The sequence below is a fragment of the Aquimarina hainanensis genome, assembly GCF_042684685.1.
Taxonomy (GTDB): Bacteria; Bacteroidota; Bacteroidia; order Flavobacteriales; family Flavobacteriaceae; genus Aquimarina; species Aquimarina hainanensis.
Window position 1 is genome coordinate 242,464 of record NZ_JBHULX010000021.1, and the last position, 23,620, is coordinate 266,083.

At 34.8% G+C, this 23,620-nt stretch carries 20 protein-coding genes and 1 riboswitch; of the genes, 10 read left to right on the forward strand and 10 right to left on the reverse strand.

Annotation, left to right across the window (positions count from 1 at the left end):
• Window positions 1-63 precede the first annotated feature (63 nt).
• Both ACFSTE_RS11800 and ACFSTE_RS11805 read right to left on the reverse strand, forming a co-directional pair.
• Window positions 64-690: a phosphoadenosine phosphosulfate reductase domain-containing protein gene (locus ACFSTE_RS11800; protein WP_378257050.1), complete on the reverse strand. Its 627-nt coding sequence runs from the start codon at window positions 688-690 to the stop codon at window positions 64-66.
• 112 nt (window positions 691-802) lie between these two features.
• Window positions 803-1,069 carry a DUF2061 domain-containing protein gene (locus tag ACFSTE_RS11805; RefSeq protein ID WP_176028786.1) on the reverse strand — a complete coding sequence of 89 codons (267 nt, stop codon included), beginning with the start codon at window positions 1,067-1,069 and terminating at the stop codon, window positions 803-805.
• Between the two features lie 271 nt (window positions 1,070-1,340).
• Here ACFSTE_RS11805 and ACFSTE_RS11810 point away from each other — a divergent pair, with 271 nt between their 5' ends.
• The gene (locus tag ACFSTE_RS11810; protein ID WP_176028785.1) at window positions 1,341-1,871 is read left to right on the forward strand and encodes a hypothetical protein; all 531 of its coding nucleotides are present in this window, start codon (window positions 1,341-1,343) and stop codon (window positions 1,869-1,871) included.
• A 78-nt stretch (window positions 1,872-1,949) separates the two neighbouring features.
• Here ACFSTE_RS11810 and ACFSTE_RS11815 read toward each other — a convergent pair whose 3' ends face one another.
• From ACFSTE_RS11815 to ACFSTE_RS11835, 5 genes are all read right to left on the reverse strand, one after another.
• Window positions 1,950-3,128, reverse strand: coding sequence for a trans-sulfuration enzyme family protein (locus tag ACFSTE_RS11815; RefSeq protein ID WP_176028784.1), 1,179 nt, complete (start codon window positions 3,126-3,128; stop codon window positions 1,950-1,952).
• Complete coding sequence (locus ACFSTE_RS11820; protein WP_378257054.1) at window positions 3,125-3,550, reverse strand: OsmC family protein; 426 nt, start codon at window positions 3,548-3,550, stop codon at window positions 3,125-3,127. The genes ACFSTE_RS11815 and ACFSTE_RS11820 overlap by 4 nt, the downstream gene beginning before the upstream one ends.
• Before the next feature lie 72 nt (window positions 3,551-3,622).
• Window positions 3,623-6,037 carry a bifunctional aspartate kinase/homoserine dehydrogenase I gene (thrA, locus tag ACFSTE_RS11825; RefSeq protein WP_176028782.1) on the reverse strand — a complete coding sequence of 805 codons (2,415 nt, stop codon included), beginning with the start codon at window positions 6,035-6,037 and terminating at the stop codon, window positions 3,623-3,625.
• Window positions 6,038-6,119: 82 nt separating this feature from the next.
• Window positions 6,120-7,079 (reverse strand): alpha/beta fold hydrolase, encoded by a 960-nt coding sequence (locus ACFSTE_RS11830; RefSeq protein ID WP_378257056.1) that lies wholly within the window; start codon window positions 7,077-7,079, stop codon window positions 6,120-6,122.
• Window positions 7,080-7,101: 22 nt separating this feature from the next.
• Window positions 7,102-8,388, reverse strand: a complete 1,287-nt coding sequence (locus ACFSTE_RS11835; protein WP_176028780.1) for an O-acetylhomoserine aminocarboxypropyltransferase/cysteine synthase family protein — start codon at window positions 8,386-8,388, stop codon at window positions 7,102-7,104.
• A gap of 220 nt (window positions 8,389-8,608) precedes the next feature.
• A riboswitch (SAM riboswitch) is annotated at window positions 8,609-8,721 on the reverse strand.
• 472 nt (window positions 8,722-9,193) lie between these two features.
• On the opposite strand from ACFSTE_RS11835, the gene metK reads away from it, so the two are divergent.
• From metK to ACFSTE_RS11855, 4 genes are all read left to right on the forward strand, one after another.
• Window positions 9,194-10,450 (forward strand): methionine adenosyltransferase, encoded by a 1,257-nt coding sequence (gene metK, locus ACFSTE_RS11840; RefSeq protein WP_176028779.1) that lies wholly within the window; start codon window positions 9,194-9,196, stop codon window positions 10,448-10,450.
• A 318-nt stretch (window positions 10,451-10,768) separates the two neighbouring features.
• The gene (locus ACFSTE_RS11845; protein ID WP_378257059.1) at window positions 10,769-11,143 is read left to right on the forward strand and encodes a hypothetical protein; all 375 of its coding nucleotides are present in this window, start codon (window positions 10,769-10,771) and stop codon (window positions 11,141-11,143) included.
• Window positions 11,144-11,335: 192 nt separating this feature from the next.
• Window positions 11,336-11,782: a hypothetical protein gene (locus ACFSTE_RS11850; RefSeq protein ID WP_378257061.1), complete on the forward strand. Its 447-nt coding sequence runs from the start codon at window positions 11,336-11,338 to the stop codon at window positions 11,780-11,782.
• A complete protein-coding gene (locus tag ACFSTE_RS11855; RefSeq protein ID WP_378257063.1) occupies window positions 11,761-12,771 on the forward strand; it encodes a hypothetical protein in 1,011 nt (336 codons plus the stop codon). The genes ACFSTE_RS11850 and ACFSTE_RS11855 overlap by 22 nt, the downstream gene beginning before the upstream one ends.
• 39 nt (window positions 12,772-12,810) lie before the next feature.
• On the opposite strand, the gene ACFSTE_RS11860 is transcribed toward ACFSTE_RS11855, so the two are convergent.
• On the reverse strand, window positions 12,811-15,549 hold the full coding sequence (locus ACFSTE_RS11860) for a carboxypeptidase-like regulatory domain-containing protein (protein ID WP_378257065.1): 2,739 nt from the start codon (window positions 15,547-15,549) through the stop codon (window positions 12,811-12,813).
• A 91-nt stretch (window positions 15,550-15,640) separates the two neighbouring features.
• The gene (locus ACFSTE_RS11865) at window positions 15,641-16,459 is read right to left on the reverse strand and encodes a GLPGLI family protein (RefSeq protein WP_176028774.1); all 819 of its coding nucleotides are present in this window, start codon (window positions 16,457-16,459) and stop codon (window positions 15,641-15,643) included.
• A gap of 135 nt (window positions 16,460-16,594) precedes the next feature.
• Here ACFSTE_RS11865 and ACFSTE_RS11870 point away from each other — a divergent pair, with 135 nt between their 5' ends.
• The 4 genes from ACFSTE_RS11870 to ACFSTE_RS11885 all read left to right on the forward strand — a co-directional run bounded on the left by ACFSTE_RS11870 (window position 16,595) and on the right by ACFSTE_RS11885 (window position 20,352).
• Window positions 16,595-18,154: a sensor histidine kinase gene (locus ACFSTE_RS11870; RefSeq protein ID WP_378257067.1), complete on the forward strand. Its 1,560-nt coding sequence runs from the start codon at window positions 16,595-16,597 to the stop codon at window positions 18,152-18,154.
• Window positions 18,147-18,827: a response regulator transcription factor gene (locus ACFSTE_RS11875; RefSeq protein WP_176028772.1), complete on the forward strand. Its 681-nt coding sequence runs from the start codon at window positions 18,147-18,149 to the stop codon at window positions 18,825-18,827. Before ACFSTE_RS11870 ends, ACFSTE_RS11875 begins: the two co-directional genes overlap by 8 nt.
• A gap of 226 nt (window positions 18,828-19,053) precedes the next feature.
• Window positions 19,054-19,668 (forward strand): deoxynucleoside kinase, encoded by a 615-nt coding sequence (locus ACFSTE_RS11880; protein WP_176028771.1) that lies wholly within the window; start codon window positions 19,054-19,056, stop codon window positions 19,666-19,668.
• 24 nt (window positions 19,669-19,692) lie between these two features.
• On the forward strand, window positions 19,693-20,352 hold the full coding sequence (locus ACFSTE_RS11885) for a DUF2461 domain-containing protein (RefSeq protein WP_176028770.1): 660 nt from the start codon (window positions 19,693-19,695) through the stop codon (window positions 20,350-20,352).
• Window positions 20,353-20,359: 7 nt separating this feature from the next.
• On the opposite strand, the gene ACFSTE_RS11890 is transcribed toward ACFSTE_RS11885, so the two are convergent.
• Window positions 20,360-21,604, reverse strand: coding sequence for a 3-deoxy-D-manno-octulosonic acid transferase (locus ACFSTE_RS11890; protein WP_378257070.1), 1,245 nt, complete (start codon window positions 21,602-21,604; stop codon window positions 20,360-20,362).
• Between the two features lie 148 nt (window positions 21,605-21,752).
• Here ACFSTE_RS11890 and ACFSTE_RS11895 point away from each other — a divergent pair, with 148 nt between their 5' ends.
• Entirely contained in the window at window positions 21,753-23,546 is a 1,794-nt protein-coding gene (locus tag ACFSTE_RS11895) for a T9SS type A sorting domain-containing protein (RefSeq protein WP_378257072.1), read from the forward strand.
• The last annotated feature ends 74 nt before the right edge of the window (window positions 23,547-23,620 follow it).

Below are 23,620 nucleotides of genomic sequence, written 5' to 3' on the forward strand. Positions count from 1 at the left end.
TTCTTGTTTTTATAATGAGCTTTTATCACTCTAAAAATATCTTTTATCTATTTCTAATTCCCCTTATAATGTATGCAATCCGCACTCTCTATTACTTATTACTTTTGTAGGGTCAAAATACTTAAATTCATTCGGCAATTTATTGTCTAATAAATATCCGTCAAGCTTCTCATCATCATAGTAATAAAAGGGGCTTACTTTTAAGACTCCGTCTTTCCCTAAACTCAGAATATCTAGTGAATCTCTGAGTGCTGTCTGTCCTTTTCTCAAATTCGTAAACCATACATCTGGAGTAAAATCTGCCATTGCTCTTCTAAAGGGCTCTAACTTTACTTGTTCTGTAAATACCTTATGCATCGGATCTTCCACATCGGGAATTCCCATTACTACATCTCTATGAGATGCCGTCTGTCTAGGCACATACAACTGTACATTTAACTGCAGTAACTCTATTACTTTTTCTGCATGTCTATATGTATTTGGTGTATTATACCCCGAGTCACACCATATAACCGGAATGTCTTTTTTCTCCTGTACGCACACATTAAGAATGGCTGCTTCATAAGGTCTAAAATTTGTGGTTACAACAGGTTTTTTTGCCTTTGACAAAGCCCAGGAAACAACTTCCTGAGGCGTCTTATCCTTAAGCTCTTTATTTAATTCTTCAATTTCTTTTTCTGTAAATTTCATAGTACACAGCAAATTTTTTCCACTCTTAACAAACTATTCTTCTCTTATGACCCAGATTATTCTCAATATGCTAAAGACTTTCTGAGATGTGACATTTTCGGGATACACTTAATTATTTTCCCCATTTTATACGATTCCATATTCTTTCATGAAAGAAATAAAGAATCATTTTTGTTACAAAATCAATCGATGCTATAGAAGTAGCCAACATCATTTCTCCTGTTAGAAGATAAGATACAATCAAGGTATCTAATGTCCCTACAACTCGCCAGCTAACTGCCTTAGCGATGCTTCGTATTGGCTTCTCCGAAACCTTATCTGACTCATACGATGTTTTCCTTCCAGCTACTTTATCTAATATCATTTGACTTGCTAACATTTTTAAAATTCTATTACCCTATCGGATTAGTAGATTATTCAGCAAATATATACATTAATTTGACACAGAACACATTCTTTATCAATTTTTATCATATTCCCAGTAAAATTAGAATCATTATAAACAAAGCTCAACACACCTCCATAAACACCTAATATTTCGGGTTTTACCTCAGTTTTTTTTAACTAATTATTAATATCCATTTATTCTGTTCTTCCGTTTAATAGCATATTTTAGCATAACTTTTAAAACCTACAAATCAATTCTAATTATGAAAAAGACGATCTTTTTTTTATTAATTATTCCTTTTCTAGCATTCACTTCATGTTCAAGTGATGATGACAATGCTACAGACAACGAGTCTTTACTTACCGGGAAATGGCGATTAACCGCCTTTAGTGTTACAAATGGAAAAAGTATTACCACCGCTCAGGGAGCTACTTTGACTACTGATTTCACATCAGAAGGAAAAGATTTTAGTACAGAAGTTATCTTCACTAAGATTCCTAAAATAGCTGCCAGCACCGGGAAATACACTGCTGTAACCACTACTACTGTTGAAGGACAAACTTCTACGACAGATGTTACTGGAGTCAATTTTGACCTTGTTGGCTTATGGGAAATCCAAGGAAATAAATTAATAGTAGAAGACCCGAATTCTCATGAAAAACAATCAACAACCATTACTGAATTAACTTCCACCAAATTAAGCTTTACGATAGACTATAAGGACACCGTAAACAATGCTGGTGTAACAACAGAAGCTTCAGGAACTGCTAATTATACGTTTACCAAAAAATAAACCCTAGTAGTTTTTTACAAAAAAAGACCTTAAATACTATTTTTAAGGTCTTTTTTTATTATTGTTAAATCGCCTGGATTACAGCGATCCCAACGCTTGTTCTATATCTTTGATTACATCTTCCACAGCTTCTAGCCCTACAGAACACCTCACCATTCCATCTGTTATTCCAACTGCCAACTTATCTTCCACAGCTAATTTACTATGGGTAGTTGAGGCCGGATGTGTTACTATCGTTCTAGTATCCCCAAGGTTAGCCGACAAGGAGCACATCTTTATATTATCAAAAAATGTTCGTCCCCCTTCTACTCCTCCTTTTACCTCAAATGCTACAATATTCCCTCCTAATTTCATTTGCTTTTTTGCTACTTCGTATTGAGGATGAGATACCAGAAATGGATATTTCACCCAATTGACTTTCGGGTGTTTTTCCAGGTATTCTGCTAATTTCAACGCATTCTCACAGTGCCTATCTACTCGAACTGCCAATGTCTCCAAACTCTTAGATAACACCCACGCATTAAACGGAGATAACGAAGGACCTGTATTTCTGGAAAACAAGTAAATTTCCCTTATCAACTCTTTCTTTCCGACAGTTACACCTCCAAGAACCCTTCCTTGTCCATCAATCAATTTTGTTGCCGAATGGATCACTAAATCTGCTCCCAGTTTAATCGGGTTTTGCAAATAAGGGGTTGCAAAACAATTATCAACTATAAGCAATAATCCATGTTTCTTTGCTATCGAACTTAACAATTCCAGATCCAAGACATCAACCCCAGGGTTCGTTGGAGATTCGGCATATAGGATTTTTGTATTCGGTTTAATTAACGCTTCTGCTTTTTCTACTTCATTCACCGAAAAATAACTTGTTTCGATATTCCACTTAGGAAAGTACTTAGTAAACAAAGAATGGGTAGATCCAAATACAGACCTAGCAGAGACGATATGATCTCCACTATTCAACAATGCTGCAAAGGTAGAAAACACGGCAGCCATTCCTGTTGCAAAAGCATATCCAGCTTCGGCTCCTTCCAGGTGACACATTTTATCTACAAATTCTGTCGTATTCGGATTACTAAATCGACTATACAAATTCCGTTCTTTCTCTTCTGCAAAAGAAGCACGCATTTCTTCTGAGTCTTCAAATACAAATCCTGAAGTTAAATACAAAGGAACAGAATGCTCCAAAAACTGCGTCTTTTCTGTTTGAACACGAACTGATTGTGTTTCAAAATTCTTATACGTTTCACTCATATGGCTTCATTATTTAACACCACTTGATACACTACTACAGCAGTAGGCTCTAAGGTTTTGGACACAGAACAATATTTATCAAAAGACAACTGTGCTGCTCTCTTAGCTTTATCAGGGTCTATTTCTCCTTCTAAATAAACCGTTACTTTTATCTCTTTGAACGGAGAAGCTCCCCCTATTTTTTCTCTTCTTCCATCAACTTCTGCACTATAGGCAGTTATTTGCTGCCTTTGTTTTTTCAATATTGAAATCACATCAATCGCACTACAGCCCGCAACTCCCATTAACACATACTCCATAGGACTTGGTGCCAAATCATGCCCTCCGTTTTCTGTTTTATTATCAATATGAGTCACATGACCTCTTTCGTTTATTAACTCGAAATGATAATCTTGATCAATTCTCTTTAATTGTATTTTCATTGGTCATACTTATTTCTTAGTAATTATTTTTTTTAATTCACAGTATTCCTTCCAGTACTTTTTTTTTTGAACTTATCCTTTTTCTGTCAACCTGAGAATATCTCCAAAAACCCCTCTTGCCGTAACCGCTGCTCCTGCTCCTGCTCCTTGTATCACTACGGGCTGATCTCCATAAGATTCAGTGTAAATTTCAAAAATAGAATCAGACCCTTTTACCTGCCCCAAAGCACTGCTCTCAGGAACCGAAACCAGCTTCACCTCCAAAACTCCCTTTTCCTGTGACAAATCTCCTGATAAATCTCCTATATAGCGCAATACATGTTTCTCTTTCTGATCTTCTTTTATTTTTTCATATACCGGATCCAACTCTTGCAACCTTCCTAGAAAAGAAGCTGCGTCACCATCTCTCAAATTTTCCGGGATCAAATTATCTATCTGAACATCTTCAAACTCATTACTCAAATCTAATTCCCTGGCAAGTATCAATAGTTTTCTCCCTACATCATTCCCACACAGGTCTTCTCTTGGATCTGGTTCTGTAAACCCTTTATCTATTGCTTCCTGAAGCACTTCACTAAACTTCCTGTTTTCTACTGAGTACGTATTAAACAAGTAACTTAATGACCCCGAAAACACTCCTTTAATTCGGGTAATGTTCTCTCCTGATAAATGCAACAGTTTAATGGTATCAATCAAAGGTAACCCTGCTCCCACATTTGTTTCATACAGATACTGTTTTTGATTTTCTTCTAGTGTTTTTCTCAACTCTTTATAAAAATCAAAACTCAGCGTATTCGCCACCTTATTAGAAGACACCAAATCAAATCCATGCTTCACTAAGGTAATATAATGATCTGTAAATTCTTTACTTGCCGTATTATCAATTGCTATTAAGTTCTCTAAATGGTGTACATCTGCATATTTTATAATTTCTTCGATTTCATATACAACTCCATGCTCCTCTAAATCTCCTCTCCACTCTTTTTTAACTCCATTTTTCTGCAAGAGTACTTTTCTCGAATTCGCTACAGCAAATATATTCAGATGAATTTTCTTACGCTTTTCTATCTCTTTTGCAGATGTCAATATCTGATCAATCAAAGTCCCTCCAACTAAGCCATGACCAAAGATGGCAATATTAACTTTTTTAGAAATTTCAAAAATCTCACCATGAATCACATTTAAAGCTTTATGAAGCTGGTTCTTTTTAACCACCAAACTCACATTCTTTCCTGTAACAGTATTATTAAATAAAAGCGGCACCACCTGATTCCGTATCAATGCATTATACGGCTTATGAAAGGTGCTTAAATCCTGTCCTATTATCGAAATTACAGATACATCCTTCTCCACTGTAATACTACTCACATCTCTTTTGTAAAAATCAGACTCAAACTCTTGCTCTAGCGTCGCCTTTGCCTGTTTTGCTTCATCTGCACTTACCACCAATCCAATTCCTCGCTCTGACGACCCCTGAGATATAATACTTACACTTATATTTTTATACGCCAAAGCTTTAAAAATTCTAGCATCAACTCCCACTTTCCCCAATAACCCTCTTCCTTCCAGGTTTATCAAAGACACATTCTCCAATACAGATAATGACTTAATACCTTTTTCGCTAGCTTCTGAAGTTATAAGAGTTCCTTCATTATTATGATCAAATGTATTCAATATCCGAAGAGGGATATTTTTCTCTATTAATGGAATAATCGTTTTGGCATGTAAAATATTTGCCCCAAAATATGCTAACTCATTTGCTTCTGTAAAAGACAGTCTTTCTATCTTCTTTGCATCTGGCACGAGATCAGGGTTTGCTGTATAAATTCCATTAACATGGGTGAAGTTCTGTAATTCTTCAGCATTTAAATAATTCGCCAATAACGAAGCTGTATAATTACTCCCATTTCTACCTAAAGTCGTTGTTTCATTTTTAGCATTCGAAGCGATAAACCCTGTCACTACATTCACTGTAGTTCCATTATATTTTTCAAAATGTTTCACGACATTTTCTTTAGATAAAGTATCTAACGGTTGTGCATCTCCAAATTGACCATCTGTAATGATCAATTCTCTACTATCTGTAAAGTGAGCATTCACACCTCTTTCTTTTAGCAAATGTGTCACCAGCTTAGCAGAAATCACTTCTCCCTGAGATAACACCTGATCTTTGATTCTTTTGCTATAATCTCCCAGCAGTGAAACTCCCTCAAACAACTTGTCAAGAATTTCAAATTCTTCTAAAAAATTAACATTTCCAAAATCTGCGATTTGATATTTCTTAAACGCATCCAACGCCTCTTGGTAATTTTCATTTTTCACAGCTTGCTCCAGAATTGCTTCCAATTCATCTGTAGAAGTCCCTCTTGCCGAAAGCACCACTGTTATGTGTTCTCCTTTTTTTACTTTCTGATCAATAATATCTACTACGGTTTGGATTCCTTGTCCATTTGCCAGTGATTTTCCTCCAAATTTTAAAACTTTCATTATCCGTCTTTATTTTTTAATTCTCAAAGATCTCATCCTTCTGAGCATCCTTGCTTATTTATTTCATTTTAATAGCACGTCTCTAAAACACGTGTTTTAATAATTGATGTAATTGATCATACTCTATAAAAAAAGCATCATGACCATGAACTGATTTAACAACTCCATATGTATGTTTAGGATTGTGTTTTTTCAAAATCTCAAATGTATCTTTGTTTTCTTTTGCTGTAAAAAACAAATCAGAATCTACACTGATCTGATGAATCGCACATTCTACATCTTTTATCACCTCCTCAAATCCCCCCCTGTCTTTTGTGATATCTATATTAGCCAGAATATGATTTAAGGCTTTATAAGAAGACAACCCGAACCTACTTTCGAGTTTCTTTCCGTGATGAAACAACCAGCTTTCAATATTATACATTCCTTTTTCCTCATTAAAACTTCTTTCGAATTTTTGAGAAAAAGATTCCGGGGTTCTATATACCAGCATCGCATGAAGTCTCGCATCATGAACAGGATTATTAGAATGCAATAGAATTTGCTCTTGTACCAGACAAGTTGCTTTTAGCCAATCTGTCGATTTCCAATCTGAAGCAATCGGAACAAGATGTCTGATCAATTTTGGCGCCAATACAGCTAACTCCCATGCTATTCCTCCTCCTACAGACCCTCCTATAACTGCGTATAATTCACCTACTCCTAACCGTTGTAATCCTTCAAGAAAAATGGCTGCAACATCTCTGGCGACAAACGCCTTATAGTCCTCTATTTTATTTTCTTCTTCCTGATATCCATTTCCAGGAATATTAAACGATAAAATTGCATACTTATCAGTATCAATACACTTTCCTTTTCCTATAAGACCTTTCCACCAACCATCTTCTCCACACACTGAAGAGTTCCCTGTCAAAGCGTGATTGACTAGCACCACTGGCGCACGCTCCAGTGGCTGCCCAAATACTTCGTAGGTGAGTGATAGTTTTTCAAAACAAACTCCTTGTAATGTTCTAAAGGTATCGATCTGAATTCGTTGCAGCATAATCCTTTTCTAATTCTTTTTTTTAAACCGTTTCTTTAATTACAGCAAATGCGTTTTTTAAATCTGTTTTTAGATCCTCCACATCTTCCAATCCAACCGAAAGACGAATCAAATCACTCGTTACTCCAGTAGATTTTTGCTGTTCTTCTGTTAATTGCTGGTGAGTTGTACTTGCCGGATGAATAATCAAAGACTTGGAGTCTCCTATATTCGCCAGTAAAGAGAATATGCTGGTTTCATCTGCTATTCTTTTTGCAGATTCAAAACCTCCTTTTGCTCCAAAAGTTACAATTCCACTTTGTCCTTTGGGCAAATATTCATTTGCTAACTCATAGTATTCATCTTCTTTTAATCCCGGATATCGAACCCACTCTACTTCATCTTGCTCTTGCAACCATTGTGCTAATGCCAATGCATTTTCACTGTGTTTCTGTATCCTGATTTCCAGCGTTTCCAATCCTTGCAAAATCTGAAAAGCATTAAACGGACTTAGGGCTGCCCCATAATCTCTCAACCCTTCTATTCTGATTTTTGCTATAAATGCTGCAGCTCCCAACGCTTCGTGATATACTAATCCATGATACCCTGCGGAAGGTTCTGTAAACTCCGGAAACTTTCCGTTTGCCCAATCAAATGTCCCTGCATCAATCACCACTCCTCCTAAAGAGGTTCCATTTCCACTAATGTATTTTGTCAATGAATGTATAACGATATTCGCCCCATATGCAATTGGATTTAATAAGGCTGGAGAAGCAACTGTATTATCCACTATAAAAGGGATATTATTCGATTTTGATACCGCTGCAATCTTTTTCAAATCCAATACATCCAGTTTTGGATTCCCTAATGATTCTACAAATATTGCCCTAGTATTCTCCTGAATTGCCGAAGAAAAATTTTCTGGATTAGCAGCATCTACAAAAGTAGTTGTAATCCCTAAGCGCGGTAATGTGACATTGAGGAGGTTATACGTTCCTCCATAAAGACTGCTTGAAGCGACAATATGATCTCCAGACTTCAACAAAGTTAACAGTGTGGTATTAATTGCCGCTGTCCCAGAAGCAGTAACAACAGCACCAATTCCTCCTTCCAGTGTTGCTAAACGCTGCTCTAAGATATCATTAGTAGGGTTATTTAATCTCGTGTAGATAAACCCTGCCTCTGAAAGATTAAACAGATTCGCTGCATGATCAGCATTATTAAAAACATATGAAGAGGTTTGATAAATAGGAACAGCTCTGGTTCCTCCGTTACTCTTCACATCGTGTCCTGCATGCAAAGCATTTGTTGCTAGTTTTTTAGTACTCATGATTTTCTAATTCAATTTTTTTAGACTTTAACTTATTACAATTCTGACGTTGTTCTTCACAAAGTCAATAATGCATTATTTGTTTTTTCAGAAATCATTAATCTTACAAAACAAATTTTTGCTAAGAGCCCAATACATAGCACACCCTATATTTGTTAGTAGTGTATTGTCATAGAAAATTAAAAAGAAAGGTTTTTCAATTACAGAAAGTAATTGATTTTAGTTATCTATTCCAACAATAAAATACAGTGGATAGAATTTAGCACCTTCTTTACGGATAAAGGGTTGCTAAGGCTTCATCGGGTCTATTCCCTCCGCCTTTCTTGATAACTTACTAAAATGTATAAGAAACTTGGGGTCAAAATTAGTAATTATTTTGAAACTACCATATTTTTCTCTAAAAAAACTTAGTTTAACAAAAAATACTCTTTCATAAACACGCTCATTCGCATCTGATTACATTTATTTTTTTAGTTTTTTTTATTTCTTCAACTGTCTTTTAAGCTTGCATTACTAAGTGTGTTTCCCTTAAAGAGTTCTTAATAAAATCTTTATTTTTCAAAAAAGAAAAATATTGAAACGTCAAACAGGTTTTGGTATGATCATTTTTTATACCTTTGCCGAAATTATTAGGGATAAATTTGACTGATTGCAACCCTAGAGATACCGAAATATCATTTCTGTATCGCTGTTATAGAAACAGAGAAAATGCTAAAACAGTACTTTCAAAAAATCTTTTTTTGAAATCTCTATCTCTGGTAAGCAATACGGTCTTAATCACATTCCTTTTTAAACAGATAAACGAATGGCATATTTATTCACTTCAGAAAGTGTATCTGAAGGACACCCAGATAAAGTAGCAGATCAAATTAGTGATGCGCTATTAGATAATTTTTTAGCTTTTGATCCAGAGTCTAAAGTAGCCTGTGAAACACTGGTTACAACAGGGCAGGTTGTACTGGCTGGAGAAGTAAAATCTAAAACATACCTAGACGTACAGCATATTGCTCGTGACGTTATCAATGCAATTGGCTACACCAAAGGAGCTTATCAATTTAGCGGAGACTCCTGCGGAGTAATTTCTTTAATTCACGAACAATCTCAAGATATTAACCAAGGTGTCGACAGAGAAACAAAAGAAGAGCAGGGTGCTGGAGACCAAGGGATGATGTTTGGTTATGCTACTAAGGAAACTGAAAATTACATGCCATTGGCCCTGGATATTTCTCATAAAATATTAATAGAGCTAGCTAACCTAAGAAGAGAAGGTAAAGAGATTCCTTATCTCCGTCCCGATTCAAAAAGTCAGGTAACTATAGAATACAGTGATGACAATGTCCCACAAAGAATTGTTGCTATTGTAGTATCTACACAGCATGATGATTTCGACAGTAATGACGAAGTTATGCTAGACAAAATAAAGCAAGATATTATTTCAATTCTTATTCCGAGAGTTGTTGCTCAATTACCAGCATACGTACAGCAGTTATTCAACGAAGAAATTGTTTACCACATTAACCCTACTGGTAAATTTGTTATCGGAGGACCTCATGGAGATACCGGACTTACCGGTAGAAAAATTATCGTTGATACTTACGGAGGAAAAGGAGCTCATGGAGGAGGTGCTTTCTCAGGAAAAGATCCTAGCAAAGTAGATCGCTCAGCTGCTTATGCTTCCAGACATATTGCGAAAAACCTTGTTGCCGCAGGAGTTGCCAGTGAAGCCTTAGTTCAGGTTTCATATGCAATTGGAGTGGTAGAACCTACTTCTATATTTGTAGATACCTATGGCACTAGCAAAACCGGATTAACTGATGGAGAGATTGCAGAAAAAGTTTCTCAGATTTTTGATATGAGACCTGCTGCCATCGAAGAAAGATTGAAGTTAAGAAACCCTATTTATCAGGAAACTGCTGCTTATGGTCATATGGGAAAACAACCTCAAAAAATTACCAAAGTATTCGAAAGCCCATACTCAGGAAAAATAGAAAAAGAAGTAGAATTATTCACCTGGGAAAAACTAGATTATGTAGCTGCCGTAAAAAAGGCTTTTAATCTATAAAATAACCCATTATAAAATACATTCAAATCAGAACCTGAAACTACTATTGAAGTAGTTTCAGGTTTTTTTATTCTTACCCTAGACAAAGTGTGTGGTTTTGCCGTAATGAATTTTAAACAATATCCTTTATTTTAGCTACATCAAAACCTTAAAAACTTAAAAAACAACAAAATACACAAAACAAAACAACAAACGTTAACTGTTGTTTTTAGATTTTTTAAGAGTTCTATAATACTAAATTTCCTAATTTTAGGTTATACTAAAAAACAAATAGTAAGTATTGTAAATCGTAATTGTAAAACTATTAACCCCAGAATAATGAAAGTAAAAATTGTTCTAATTATTATTGCATTATGGATCGGGCAATTTTCATATGCTCAGGATCACAAAAATGTTACTCAATGCGTAAAATCTCTTGATCTTACGATTGAAGAAGGTACCTATAGTACAGAAAAGAATAGTGACACAGAAAATAATCTTATTTTTAAATCCTCAGAGACTGCATCATATAATGAAACTTTAGGAAGCAGTACTGATTTTTTTAGTCTCGAAGAATGGAAACGAACTAAAAAAATTCTTCTTAAAAATAAAGAACGGATTGTAAAAATGGGAACGTATATTACTCGAAAAATAGACACTGTTTTTATCCCAATACCATCTTTTAGTGGTGAATCCAGTATTTCTGGGTGGTAACAGTATTTTCTCACTAAATAATAAAAAAAACTTCCTTAGACAGGAAGTTTTTTTATTTTAATACCTTTCTCGAATTCATTAAAATTCTCAATTCATCTATTGAAATCATCTTATGTCATAAATTAATTCCCTAATTTTACGATTAAGAAATCACGCTTTGTTTAACACATCACACAATCCTCTTCAAACCATATGCCTGCATCTAATTATTGCCTTATTGATCCCAAAGGCGGTCCTATAAAAATACAACTTACTGTAAACAATGGAATTCGATCCAACTCTTCTTTTGTTCTATGGGAACTACAAGATGAAAAATGGATAAAAAAAGAAAAGTGGAATTTGATTACTGGGGATAAAGGATTCGACGAATGCATTATCCCTCAAAAACCGGATGAGTTAGAGAACAACTCTCTCGCATGGTCTGTGAACTCATGTGCTATGATTAAAAATCTGGAGCGAGGAGAATTCACCATCCGAATCATTCAGGACACAATACAACGCTGGAAAAAAACGGCTTCCAGGATTGTTCCCTTTGTAGGAGATGGAAAGCAACTTCAATTTGGAAATCACATTATCTTCAAGCATCTTATCGATTCTCAAAACCCCACAACAAACCTATGGAAGCAAATAGACTCATAAACTATCTTTTTCTGTTTGGGTGGTTATATATCGGGATCGCTCAAGAAAACAACACCGAGGCATTTCGTTATAAACTGGATTACAGCATCCCTGAGAGTCCTGCTTTTGCTGTACTTGATGCTAATCCGACAACTGTATTACGGGCTACAGCAGCACAAGAAGTCATTACGCAACTGGCTACAAATTTTATCAGTGGTAATAATGTTAGTCCTGGCTTAGCTATTGATTTTAACCCGTATTTTAACTTTGGTGGAAGATTACAAAATATAGAAGAATACAGAACAAAATACTGGAGTCGCTTTCTGGCAAATCTTCAACTATCTCTTGCTACAATTAACGCTACTGATTTCCCTGACGACATGCTATTCTCCGGAGGGCTCAGGATGACACTTTGGGATAGTAAGGATATTTTATACAATAAGGCTTTAGGTGAGAGTATCGACAGGGAATTACTTCCTAAAGAAGATCCGGGACCTCATCACCACGACCCTGGAACTATTGTAGAAAACAATGCTCTCAAAATCGCTTACGAGAAAGCTAAAAAAGCCTATAGACAACAAAAAGGAGGAGCCCTTTCCATCGGATATGCTGTTGCCGGAAGAGCTCGTAATAACGCTTTCAAAACTGATAGTATCATCACCTATCGCCACCAAGCTTGGATCAGCGGGCAATATGATTTTGGAAAAAACGGCATTAGTATCAATAGCATGCTTATGTACCGATATCAACATGGAAATCTTTCTAATTCAGATGGAGTTATAGGAGGGATTGCTCTTAGAAAATACGGAGAAAAGCTCATCATATCTTCTGAGATATACCATAACGGACAAACCGAAAGCATTAATTTTGGAGCCTATGCAGAAGCTTACCTGATTCCAAACATTACGCTTTTTGCCTCCTTAAAAAAAGAAGTCAATGCCATTACAGGAGAAGAAGAAGTTCTTTTTAAACCTGGAATAAAATGGAATCTAAGTGAGTCCAAAAAGTAACATTCTTCTCCCTGCTTTTTCTAAAAACTATTTTTGCATTTATAAATTATATGTAATTCCAAACATCCAATAGCGAGGTTGTATCGCGTACTGAGAGGTACTATTATACACCTCATTAAAATGATCCTGATATATATACGCTGTGTTCAAAAGATTCGTAGCTGAAATAGCATACTCCCATTTCCCCTGAGGTTTCTGATATGATATTTCTCCATTAAGAATTCCATATTCATTTAATGTTCGCTCTTTATTCTGATACAAGAAATAATTGTAAGAAGCATTCCATAAAAATCCTTTTAAGAACTGCCATTCTAATTTTACATACGGTTGTTTTGTATAAAATACATTCTTTGCTCCGTTATTATTATATTCATTGATCGCAAGTTTGTATCCTATATCAACATTCGGACCTTGTTTAAAATTCGTCGACCCTGCTATTTCATATTCCTGAGTAAAGCTTGTACTTTTACTAGCGTCTCCATTCACAATCGTATTATACCAGGCATTATTAACATTTGCCCTCAGTTTCCCTTTCACCTTTCCAAAACTTCTGGAGAATTCACCCATAGCAGCAAATACCTCATCTGCAAAATTGGAATTGACTGGAGTATGTACCTGATTAATCCCCGAAATAACACTAGTATTTTTTATTGGGTTTTGCCGATGTGTATATTTTGCATAAGCATAAACAGTGGTATGATTAAACATATTGAAACTATGATAAGACAGAGACAAATCATTATATAAAGCATTCTCTAAATTGCGATTTCCTCTGTATAATGCATTATATGAATCAAAAACATACCCTAATGCCAGTTTGTTAACATCTGTATAATTAGCCGTCATTTGGTATCGGAAATTAACAGTTTCATTCTTTTTTAGTCGCGCTGTCGCAAAAAAATCAGGAAGGAGTTTCCAGGACTTCCTTACCTCTGTAGTTCCCAACTGTTCATCTCTTAATTGATAATTATGAAGACTAATTCCCGGATTAATTGTAAAAATTCCTTTTATAAATTTATACCTAAGTCCCAGATATGTATCTAAAAACCCATATGTTACCTGATTAGCAAATTCATTATCAGCAAAGGTGTTTTCTTCTTCTTCTAACTGTTGAAAAATTCTGGAGGTAAACCTTTGATGACTCAATGTATTACCTGCATAAAAATTAAGATTACTTTTTTTGGTTAACACTCTATAATAATCTAATCTACTATCTAATTTATTCGTTCTAATTTCTTTTTCCTGATTGATATCATACCGATCACTCTGCTTCAAAGGATAAAATGTATCTTGTGTCGGATCAATCGGATTATGTATTGTAGTAAACACTCCTCTAAAAGGAATATCATCCCGGATGGCATTATATAATGGTATTTCTTTCTGCAATAAATGTTGTGCTGAAAACGAAAAAACATCTTTCGTTGTTGCAGTATAGTATGCATTGATATTTTGTGTTAAAGAAGCTGGTTTATTTTCTCCATTCTCTCTAATATCTTCTATAGCTTCCTCTCTTCTGGACAAAAATGAAGAGGTTTCTTCTAAACTGGATATTTTCCCCAGAAGATCATAATCTATTCTGAGTTTTGTAGAAGGTTTATACACTGCATTTAATTTCAACATTCCTATCTGATTATTTTGCTCCGCAGCTTGCGTAACCTCTTCTATAGTATTATCCGTATCAGAAGGTGTATTATCAATGTATAACCGTCTGATATTAGTAAGCAGACTGGTTCTTGTCTTATTAAAAATACTATAGCCTGAAATATCTAACCCTTTAATTTTATTATACGAAAAGTTAGCTGCTCCAAATTTTGTAGCAACTTCTCTAGCCCTATTATTACCCAGTAGTGAAAGTCCGATATTATCCAAAGAAAAATCAAGACTTGTTCCTCCTTTCTCCAGGTTCCTCAAGCCTCCAGTAAAATTAAAATAGTCATGTAATGTAAAAGGTACTTCTCCAATATCATTAATATCTCCTAATAGATTAAGACTATAAGCGGGGTTATAATAAAACAACTTTGGTTTCACCAAGTGTCTCTCTGTATTCCCTACTCCAGCGCCAGCTTTAACATCTCCAAACCAAAAATTCTTTTTCCCTTCTTTTAGCTTTACATTAATTGCTACCTGATCTTGAGAATTACTTAATCCTCTCATTTGATCCACCTCTTCGTAATTACGAAGTACTTCTACCTTATCCAAAGCATCGGCAGGAATGTTTCCTGTCGCCAATTTAGAATTTCCGTCAAAAAAATCTTTCCCCTCTACCATAACCTTGGACACTTTCTTCCCCTCTACTTCTATCTCTCCATTTTCTGTAACCTCTATTCCTGGTAACTTTTTTAATACATCTCCTAATTTTTTTTCTGCTCCATTGGTAAATGAATCTGTATTATAAACCACTGTATCTCCTTTTACCACTACCGGCATTTCATATACTAATTCTACTTCATCCAAACTGTTTTCATCCGCTTTCATTATGAAATCTATTGTCTGATCTGTCTTTGATACTTTAATTTCTCTATCATCTGCTGTTAATCCCAGGTAGCTTACTTTTAATGTATACATAGCATCCCCGGGAACTACCAGTTTATATTTTCCCTGATCATTAGAAATTCCATAAGCCACCATCTCTGTTCCTGAGTTTTTATATGCAATTACATTCGCCATCTCCAAAACATTCCCTTTCTCATCCTGAACTTTTCCTGAAAGAACTACTTTTTGAGCAGTCGCTCCCCAGGTCGCTCCTATAAGAAGCAACAACATATATATAATTTTCATGTTCGTTTTTTAATTGATGTTTTTTTGGTTACAAATAATATCTGCACCAACTTCCTTTTACTCTATACGTTAATTGATTTTCCCGTATGACTTATCCTCCTATTTTTATTTCGATACCACCATCTCCTGAACGATGACTAGAATGTATTTTCATTTCTTCTATTTTCTTATTCATAATCTCATTAAATCGTTCCTGAGTAACTACTTTTCCTTTTGCTGGTTCTTTGATCGTTACTTTATTTTTAGGATTGATTACAATTTTTTTGCAAAGCATCGTCTGCTTACCATCATTAACTTCCAATATCAAACCCGGCAGCCCTCCATACATAGAAGGTCCATTACTTACTGGTATCAATGGCGTATACCAGGCTGTTATTAGCTGTTCCTTTTTCTTCTCTTTAGCCTTTTCTTTTTCTCCATTAATTGTAATATTTCTTATTTCAATGCTCTCTACTTTTCGGGTAGCTTTATAACATAAATAATTCCCTATTTTTTTTGTTTCGTTGGTTAACTCCCATTTATTTTTTCGCAATGTATCTTTAATCAAAAACTGTTTACCAAAAATGTCATTACTACTCACATACCTTGATTCTTTTGTATTCTTATACAACACCTCTCCACCACCTGAACCTATCACAATCATTTTAACGCCCTGATTAGAAGCGGGATTCTCTAATTGTTTTTCTTCCTGATATATCGATTCATGAATAGAAAAATCCAATCGGTACTCTTTTTGAAATTGTTTGATCAACATCGCTTCAAGTTGCTCTTTCATTCCGGAAGGAGCTGCTGATTCACCTATATCAAGATCCATTTTGCTGCTTGATTGATATATTGCCACCCCCTGAAAATCCTGAGCAAACAAAGAATTAACAAACAGCATCATAAGTAGTATCATTATTCGTATCATATCTTTTTTGTTTAAATTGTATTTATAAAAAGTTTGAGACAAAGATGAGTACCTATTAAAAATCTTACGGTTAACAAGTGTTAACGAATGTTAACCCATTCATTTAAAACTATTTTAGTATTGTATTTTTGACCTATGCAGAAAAAACGTGATCAACATATTTTGTTTTTTATAGCCATAGTAAGTCTCATCACTATAGGCATACAATTATATTGGAATTACAAAAATTATAAAGTAAGTGAACAACAGCTTATTAACGATGTTCAAATCGGTCTGGATAATGCTGTCAACTATTACTATGAGAAAATTGCTAAGGATAATACACTAGATCTCGCGACGTCTATTAGCCAACATTATTATGAGTTTTCTGAAGTAAAAAGAGACGGTTCCCATCAAAGCCATAAACAATCTCACAAGGATACTTTTCCCTACCCTTATAGTCCACAGAAACATTACCCTAATTTGCAAAAAAATAAAAAACTGAATACAATGAGGGTATATACAGATTCCAGCCTTTCTAATATGGTAAAGTACAACCTTCCTGAAAAATCCCCTGAAAGCACCAGCCAAATTAAGTTTATCACCATACCTAAAACTGGGGACACTATCATTGAAATAGAAAAATTAAAATTGATAGAAGCAGAACCCATTAAAGAACTGGCTTCCAAAATTCTTATTTCTGTTTCGAATGACAATATGAATATTCATCAATTAGACAGTCTTTTGAAACATGAATTTTCCCGAAAACAAATTACCGTTGATTATTCATTAACGTATAACGATCAGTTCAACAATCAAAAAATCATCCCTTTTTCCAGTCCTCCACAAAAGACCTTAACCACTTCCACAACTTCTTTATACTTGCCATATAGCAGTACTATCGGATTATCATATACCAACACAACAACTACCTTACTCAAAAAAAACCTGCTGGGAATACTTCTCTCTTTTATTCTGATTGCTACCGTTATCTATTGCATGTTATATTTATTGAGAATCATCAACCGTCAAAAACAACTTGCAGAAGTAAAAAATGATCTGATCAGCAATATCACACATGAGTTCAAAACTCCGATTACTACCATCAATGCTGCTCTGGAAGGGATTTCTTTGTTTAATAAAAACAACAATCCTGAAAAAACAAAAAAATATGTAACTATCTCATTTGAGCAATTACAAAAACTAAATTTAATGGTGGAAAAAATACTGGAAACCGCCTCCCTGGACAGTGACAAATTACAACTAAATAAAGAACGCATAGAACTCGTTAGCTTTATGAATGATTGTATTGCCAAACATCAACACCAATTATCTCAGAAAAAAAAGATACAGTACCTCCCGTCTTCTACCAAAATTTATGCCCATATAGATATCTTTCATATTGAAAATGCCATAAACAATATCATTGATAATGCGATCAAATATGGAGGGAATGAGATTCATATAGCGATCAAAGATCACAACAATCAGATAACAATACAGATTAGTGATAATGGTTCTTCTCTATCAAAGGCACACAAAGACAAGATATTTGAGAAATTCTACCGTGTTCCCAAGGGCAATACCCATGATGTAAAAGGATTCGGAATTGGTTTATTCTACACAAAAACAATAATAGAAAAACACCAGGGAACCATTACTGCTACTTTAGATCACCAAATGACTAACTTTATAATTACCCTCCCCAATGAGTAACTTTACAGAAATTATTTTAGCAGAAGACGAACCCTCTCTAGCGCAAATTATAAAAGAGAGTCTAAGCACCAGATCGTTTAAAGTCCATATCGCCTGCAATGGAATTGAGGCTATACAATTATATAAAAACACAGATGCCAAACTACTTGTATTGGATGTAATGATGCCTAAAAAAGATGGATTTACTGTCGCAAAAGAAATCCGACAGATAGATGATACGATTCCTATCATTTTCCTAACAGCAAAGTCCCAAACTGAAGATGTAGTTGAAGGCTTTTCTATCGGGGGCAATGACTATCTAAAGAAACCTTTTAGTATGGAAGAACTCATTGTACGAATCAACAATCTACTTCAAAGAACACTTCTTCAAAAAAAAGCAGAAGTCATGATGATTGGTCAATACACTTTTAATTTCCCCAAACAACAACTGGAGCACAGAAACGAGACGCAGCAACTAACTCATAGAGAATCCCATTTATTGTTCCATTTAATAAAAAACAAAAACCAGGTTTTAGATCGTTCCATGATCTTAAAAAAATTATGGGGAGACGATGATTTTTTTAATGGAAGAAGCATGGATGTTTTTATTACAAAACTCAGAAAAAAACTAAAACACGACCCTCAATTACAGATTATAAACATTAGAGGCTATGGATATAAGCTTATAGATTAGTACCTATACACATTTCAAACCGATAAAACCCAATAACATTCCTTATAATTCCATAAAATTAAAACTCCCCTTCCTCTTCTTGTTCTTCCTGAGGAAAGAAAATAAAAAGGCAGAATAATCTCATCGAAATTACGTTAAAACAGTTTTATGTTAGTCAGGAAATATTTTATATTTACGACCAAACCTAAAAAGGATATTGCTTTAACACCCCAAAAAAAAATAAAAAATGCATATAGCAGTTGCGGGAAACATTGGTGCTGGAAAAACAACCTTAACACGTTTATTAGCGAAACATTACAAGTGGGAAGCTCAATTTGAAGATGTAATGGAGAATCCATATCTGGAAGATTTCTACAATAAAATGGAACGCTGGTCTTTTAATCTTCAAATCTATTTTTTAAACAGTAGATTCAGGCAAATTCTGGAAATCCGAAAAAACGGAAAAGACATTATTCAAGACAGGACAATTTATGAAGATGCTTATATCTTTGCTCCTAACCTGCATGCAATGGGGTTAATGACTAATAGAGATTTCGAAAATTACCGTTCTTTATTTGATTTGATGGAAAGTGTTGTCGAAGGTCCTGATCTTATGATTTATCTGAGAAGCAGTATCCCTAATCTAGTGGCACAAATTCACAAACGAGGTCGGGATTACGAAAACTCTATCAGTATTGATTACCTCAGTAGATTAAATGAGCGCTATGAAGCATGGGTACACGGGTATGACAAAGGGAACTTATTAATTATCGATGTAGATCACATTAATTTTGTAGATAACCCAGAAGATCTGGGAGATATCATTAATAAAATAGATGCACAATTACACGGATTGTTCTAAACTCTAAATTCTATACTCGATAAAATGGACTTTCAGCAGCTTTTTCATTTTTTAGAAAAACTTCAACAAAATAATTCCAAGGAATGGATGGATGCCCATAGGAAAGCGTATCAAAAAAACAGAACTAATTTTATCCAATGGCTAGATGAGCTGAACGATCGACTTGCGGCAATGGATCCTGATTATTTTCCTACTCCCGGAAAAAAAGGAATGAATCGGATCAATAACAATTTACTGTTTCATCCTCATAAACCTGTTTACAAAGATCATTTTGGTGCAGGTTTGGACCAGTTGACAAAGCAAGGAGATTTTTATATTCATATCGGGATTTCCGAATGTCTTCTTGCCGGAGGATATTGGAAACCTGAAAACAAGATTCTAAACAGTATTCGGGAAGCAATCGATTATAACGGAGAAGAATTAAAAAAAATAATTACTAAAAAAAGTTTCAAAAAGATGTTCGGGTCACTGTATACAGATGGAAATGACCTCTTAAAAAAAGCCCCTAAAGGCTATACTACAGACCACGAGCATATCGATCTATTAAAACACAAAACATTTGCTGTAATTCACCCTCTGGAAAAGAAACAGGTACTCCAAGATGATTTTACCGATTATGTTGTACAGGTTTACAAAGAAATGCTTCCTTTTAGACGCTATTTGCGACAAGCAGTTTCTGTATAGTCTTTAATCACAAATTCCCAGTTGCTGTTATGTACGTCATAATAGTATGAGTAGCTCCGGTATTGCTGTTAATAAAATGCCCTGATATCATCCCGGTTTTTTCTCTAAACTGTTTATCATCGATCAATCTGTCAATAATTACAGAGAATTCTTCCTGAGAAGAAACGGAAAACAAGCCTGCCAGTTTTTGCAATTGCTTCGCTTCCCAAAACTTATCGAAATTCTTTCCGATGATCACCGGAACTCCAAAAGTAGCCGGCTCTAAAATATTATGTAACCCCGAGGTTCCCATAGCCCCACCAACATAAGTGATATCAGCATAACTATATACCCTGGACAGATATCCAATAGTATTCATTACAAAAACCTGATATGAATTCAGTTCCTTACCTTCTCTATCCGAATAACGAATTGTTTTTTTGGTAATTTTATCGACCAATGACGCAACTCCACTCTCCTTGATTTCATGAGGTGCTATAATGAAGCATAATGATGCCGGAGCCCGATTGATATAATTAATAAAGACTTCTTCATCTTCTTTCCAGGAACTGCCTATAACTACACACAATCGCCCCCCTACAAATTCAGAGATAAAATCGACCTTGTTATTCATTTCTATTTGATGAGAAACCCTGTCAAAACGGGTATCACCACTAACTGAAACATTAGAGAATCCTATACGATTTAACAATTCTTTGGAAATCTCATCCTGAACAAAAAAATGAGAAACCGACCTTAGGACAGTACGCATAAAACCTCCATACCATTTAAAAAAAGATTGATTTTCTCTAAATGCAGCAGAAATAATTACAACTGGAATCCCTTCTTTTTTTAACTCCTGAAAATAATTTGGCCAAAACTCGTATTTTACAAATAGTGCCATTTTTGGTTGTACATACTTAACAAATCGCTTGGCATTACGAATCGTATCGACTGGTAAATACAAAACCACATCAGCAAGCGTACTTTTCTTTTTTGCCTCATACCCCGAAGGAGAAAAAAAAGTAACCAACAACTTATAGGTAGGATATTCTTTTTTCAACGATTCCATAACAGGAACTCCTTGCTCATATTCTCCTAGAGAAGCACAATGAAACCAAATAACTTTATCTCCTTTTTTTAGGTTTTTTTCTAATACTGAAAAACTGTGTTTTCTACCATTTGCAAACAATCGCAACTTAGAACTTAAAGTACCTATTAATGGTAATGACCATTGAAACAAAACAGATAGTATAGCGTATAAAATTTTCAAAAACTCGTTTTTTATATAAGCTACAAAAATACATTACTTTCTGATAAGCACATAAAATCTTCAAAAACAAGAAAATCTATCAAATATTCATTATTTTAACATATATATTATGATATTTATAAAAAATAAACACACAAACTCATTAACTATGAAATTTCAACTTATTACACTACTCTTATTTTTTTCACTTACATCTTATACTCAGAATTTTAAAGAAATACAGCTCCCCACACCAACAAAAATAACGAACAATTTTATTGGTCCTCTTTTTCATCCCACCATTCATTATGGAGCCACTCCCGAAAATTATAATGGCAAAGTCATTGTTTTTAATCATGGGTACATTGACCTTAATCAAAGTCAGTTTTTATTCAAAAACACTTTCTATCAAGATGTCTTTAACGAAGGATATCAAGCTGTTTTTGTTGCAACTACCCGAGGAGAAGGACTTTGGACAAATGGAAAATTATTAGCTAGTGCACTGGATATAATCACTCATAAATATGGCATCCCACAGGTATATCTTATTGCGCATAGTAATGGAGGAAAAGCAGCTGAAGCAGCAATGTTTCATTATGGGAAAAAAGATAAAGTAGCCAATGTTTTTGCTTTGGGAACTCCTTTTTGGGGGACTTATCTTGCTGATATTTCACAAGTACCTCTACTAAACTGGATATGGAAGTTAACAGGATTAAACGAAGGAGCAAGAACGTCCACTACTTATTATTGCAGGGATATTGTACGACCATATTTTGACAAACACCCTGGCAATCAACCTCAAAAATTTATTTCTTTTGGAGCCTCTGGTTTTTACAATAGCTCTGTACCTATTGCTGCCCCTGTCTTTTTAGTTTCCGGAGGTGTATTACTCGCTAAGCAAGGAAGTAATGACGGAGTTGCCCCTTATAGTAGTACCTTACGTCCTAATGCCACTATTCATTTTAAAGACAAAGACCCCAACGCTATTTTTGATCATCTCGATATTAGCTTCGGTCAATTTAGCTGGAAACATATCCGTCCATATATAGAGAATGATAACAAAAGAACATTTCTGGAAACTACATCTTTAAAACCATCAACAACCTCATTAGAAAGTAACTATTACCTCATACAATCAGACAAAGAGCACCGCTTACATCTAGAAAAAAGCACCTCCAAAACACAATGGATTGATATTATTCACAAAAAAGAAAATACTATTTTTCAAACATCAAACACACATAATAAGAAAAAAGATATCATTCCTGTACACAAAATTCCTCACAGAACGATACTACAACCTACTAAAAAAGATATGGCATTACACAGTGATTCAGCATTTATCGCCTTCGTAAAAGACGCAAATGGCCCTGTCATGTCTTTTTCTAATGAAATTTCTTCACAAAAGCCTTTTTTAGAAGTTTCATTTACTACCCCTGAAAAAGAGAAGTTTTCAGTCCCTACAAATTTCGATGTTTGGGGAGTTATTTATGATACTTCTTCAGAAGATATAAACGATCCTGAAGAGATTATTAATTTTACCAAAAACGGTAATAAATTTGTATTCGACCCTTCCGTACTACCCCATGGAGTTTATAGTATCATCATCCATGCAACTAATCATCAAAACATCAAACGAAACTTAATATCTGGCTTTGTACTCGGTAACGAGGATCCTTTTATGACTTTTAATCCAGAGAGTACAACTCCAAAAGAACAACCTAATATCGTCATCACTCCTTCTGTCATAGAAGATACAGCTACGATAAGTATTCTTACTCCGCCACCTTATGATGCTACTATCACAGTGTATACAATTCATGGACAAAAAGTCCTCTCACTGCCTCTTCCGGAAAGTCAAAATAATTCATATGACATTTCTGGTCCCTTACAAAAATTACAAAGCGGAGTGTATCTTTTAAAGTACGATACTCAAAAAGCAATCCGGTTCATCAAAAAGTAAATAACTCCTATACAGGCAAACAAAACTGTACAATTAGGGGTAGAATGTTAATTTTTTAAACAAGTCAGCCCATT

Coding starts and splice junctions, on each gene's coding strand:
- thrA (WP_176028782.1), bottom strand. CDS start 6,037: ATGAAAGTTTTAAAATTTGGAGGAAAATCACTGGCAAATGGACAAGGA.
- ACFSTE_RS11885 (WP_176028770.1), top strand. CDS start 19,693: ATGGACTTTCAGCAGCTTTTTCATTTTTTAGAAAAACTTCAACAAAAT.
- ACFSTE_RS11830 (WP_378257056.1), bottom strand. CDS start 7,079: ATGCTGCAACGAATTCAGATCGATACCTTTAGAACATTACAAGGAGTT.
- ACFSTE_RS11810 (WP_176028785.1), top strand. CDS start 1,341: ATGAAAAAGACGATCTTTTTTTTATTAATTATTCCTTTTCTAGCATTC.
- ACFSTE_RS11860 (WP_378257065.1), bottom strand. CDS start 15,549: ATGAAAATTATATATATGTTGTTGCTTCTTATAGGAGCGACCTGGGGA.
- ACFSTE_RS11865 (WP_176028774.1), bottom strand. CDS start 16,459: ATGATACGAATAATGATACTACTTATGATGCTGTTTGTTAATTCTTTG.
- metK (WP_176028779.1), top strand. CDS start 9,194: ATGGCATATTTATTCACTTCAGAAAGTGTATCTGAAGGACACCCAGAT.
- ACFSTE_RS11855 (WP_378257063.1), top strand. CDS start 11,761: ATGGAAGCAAATAGACTCATAAACTATCTTTTTCTGTTTGGGTGGTTA.
- ACFSTE_RS11870 (WP_378257067.1), top strand. CDS start 16,595: ATGCAGAAAAAACGTGATCAACATATTTTGTTTTTTATAGCCATAGTA.
- ACFSTE_RS11800 (WP_378257050.1), bottom strand. CDS start 690: ATGAAATTTACAGAAAAAGAAATTGAAGAATTAAATAAAGAGCTTAAG.
- ACFSTE_RS11815 (WP_176028784.1), bottom strand. CDS start 3,128: ATGAGTGAAACGTATAAGAATTTTGAAACACAATCAGTTCGTGTTCAA.
- ACFSTE_RS11820 (WP_378257054.1), bottom strand. CDS start 3,550: ATGAAAATACAATTAAAGAGAATTGATCAAGATTATCATTTCGAGTTA.
- ACFSTE_RS11850 (WP_378257061.1), top strand. CDS start 11,336: ATGCCTGCATCTAATTATTGCCTTATTGATCCCAAAGGCGGTCCTATA.
- ACFSTE_RS11805 (WP_176028786.1), bottom strand. CDS start 1,069: ATGTTAGCAAGTCAAATGATATTAGATAAAGTAGCTGGAAGGAAAACA.
- ACFSTE_RS11895 (WP_378257072.1), top strand. CDS start 21,753: ATGAAATTTCAACTTATTACACTACTCTTATTTTTTTCACTTACATCT.
- ACFSTE_RS11875 (WP_176028772.1), top strand. CDS start 18,147: ATGAGTAACTTTACAGAAATTATTTTAGCAGAAGACGAACCCTCTCTA.
- ACFSTE_RS11835 (WP_176028780.1), bottom strand. CDS start 8,388: ATGAGTACTAAAAAACTAGCAACAAATGCTTTGCATGCAGGACACGAT.
- ACFSTE_RS11880 (WP_176028771.1), top strand. CDS start 19,054: ATGCATATAGCAGTTGCGGGAAACATTGGTGCTGGAAAAACAACCTTA.
- ACFSTE_RS11845 (WP_378257059.1), top strand. CDS start 10,769: ATGAAAGTAAAAATTGTTCTAATTATTATTGCATTATGGATCGGGCAA.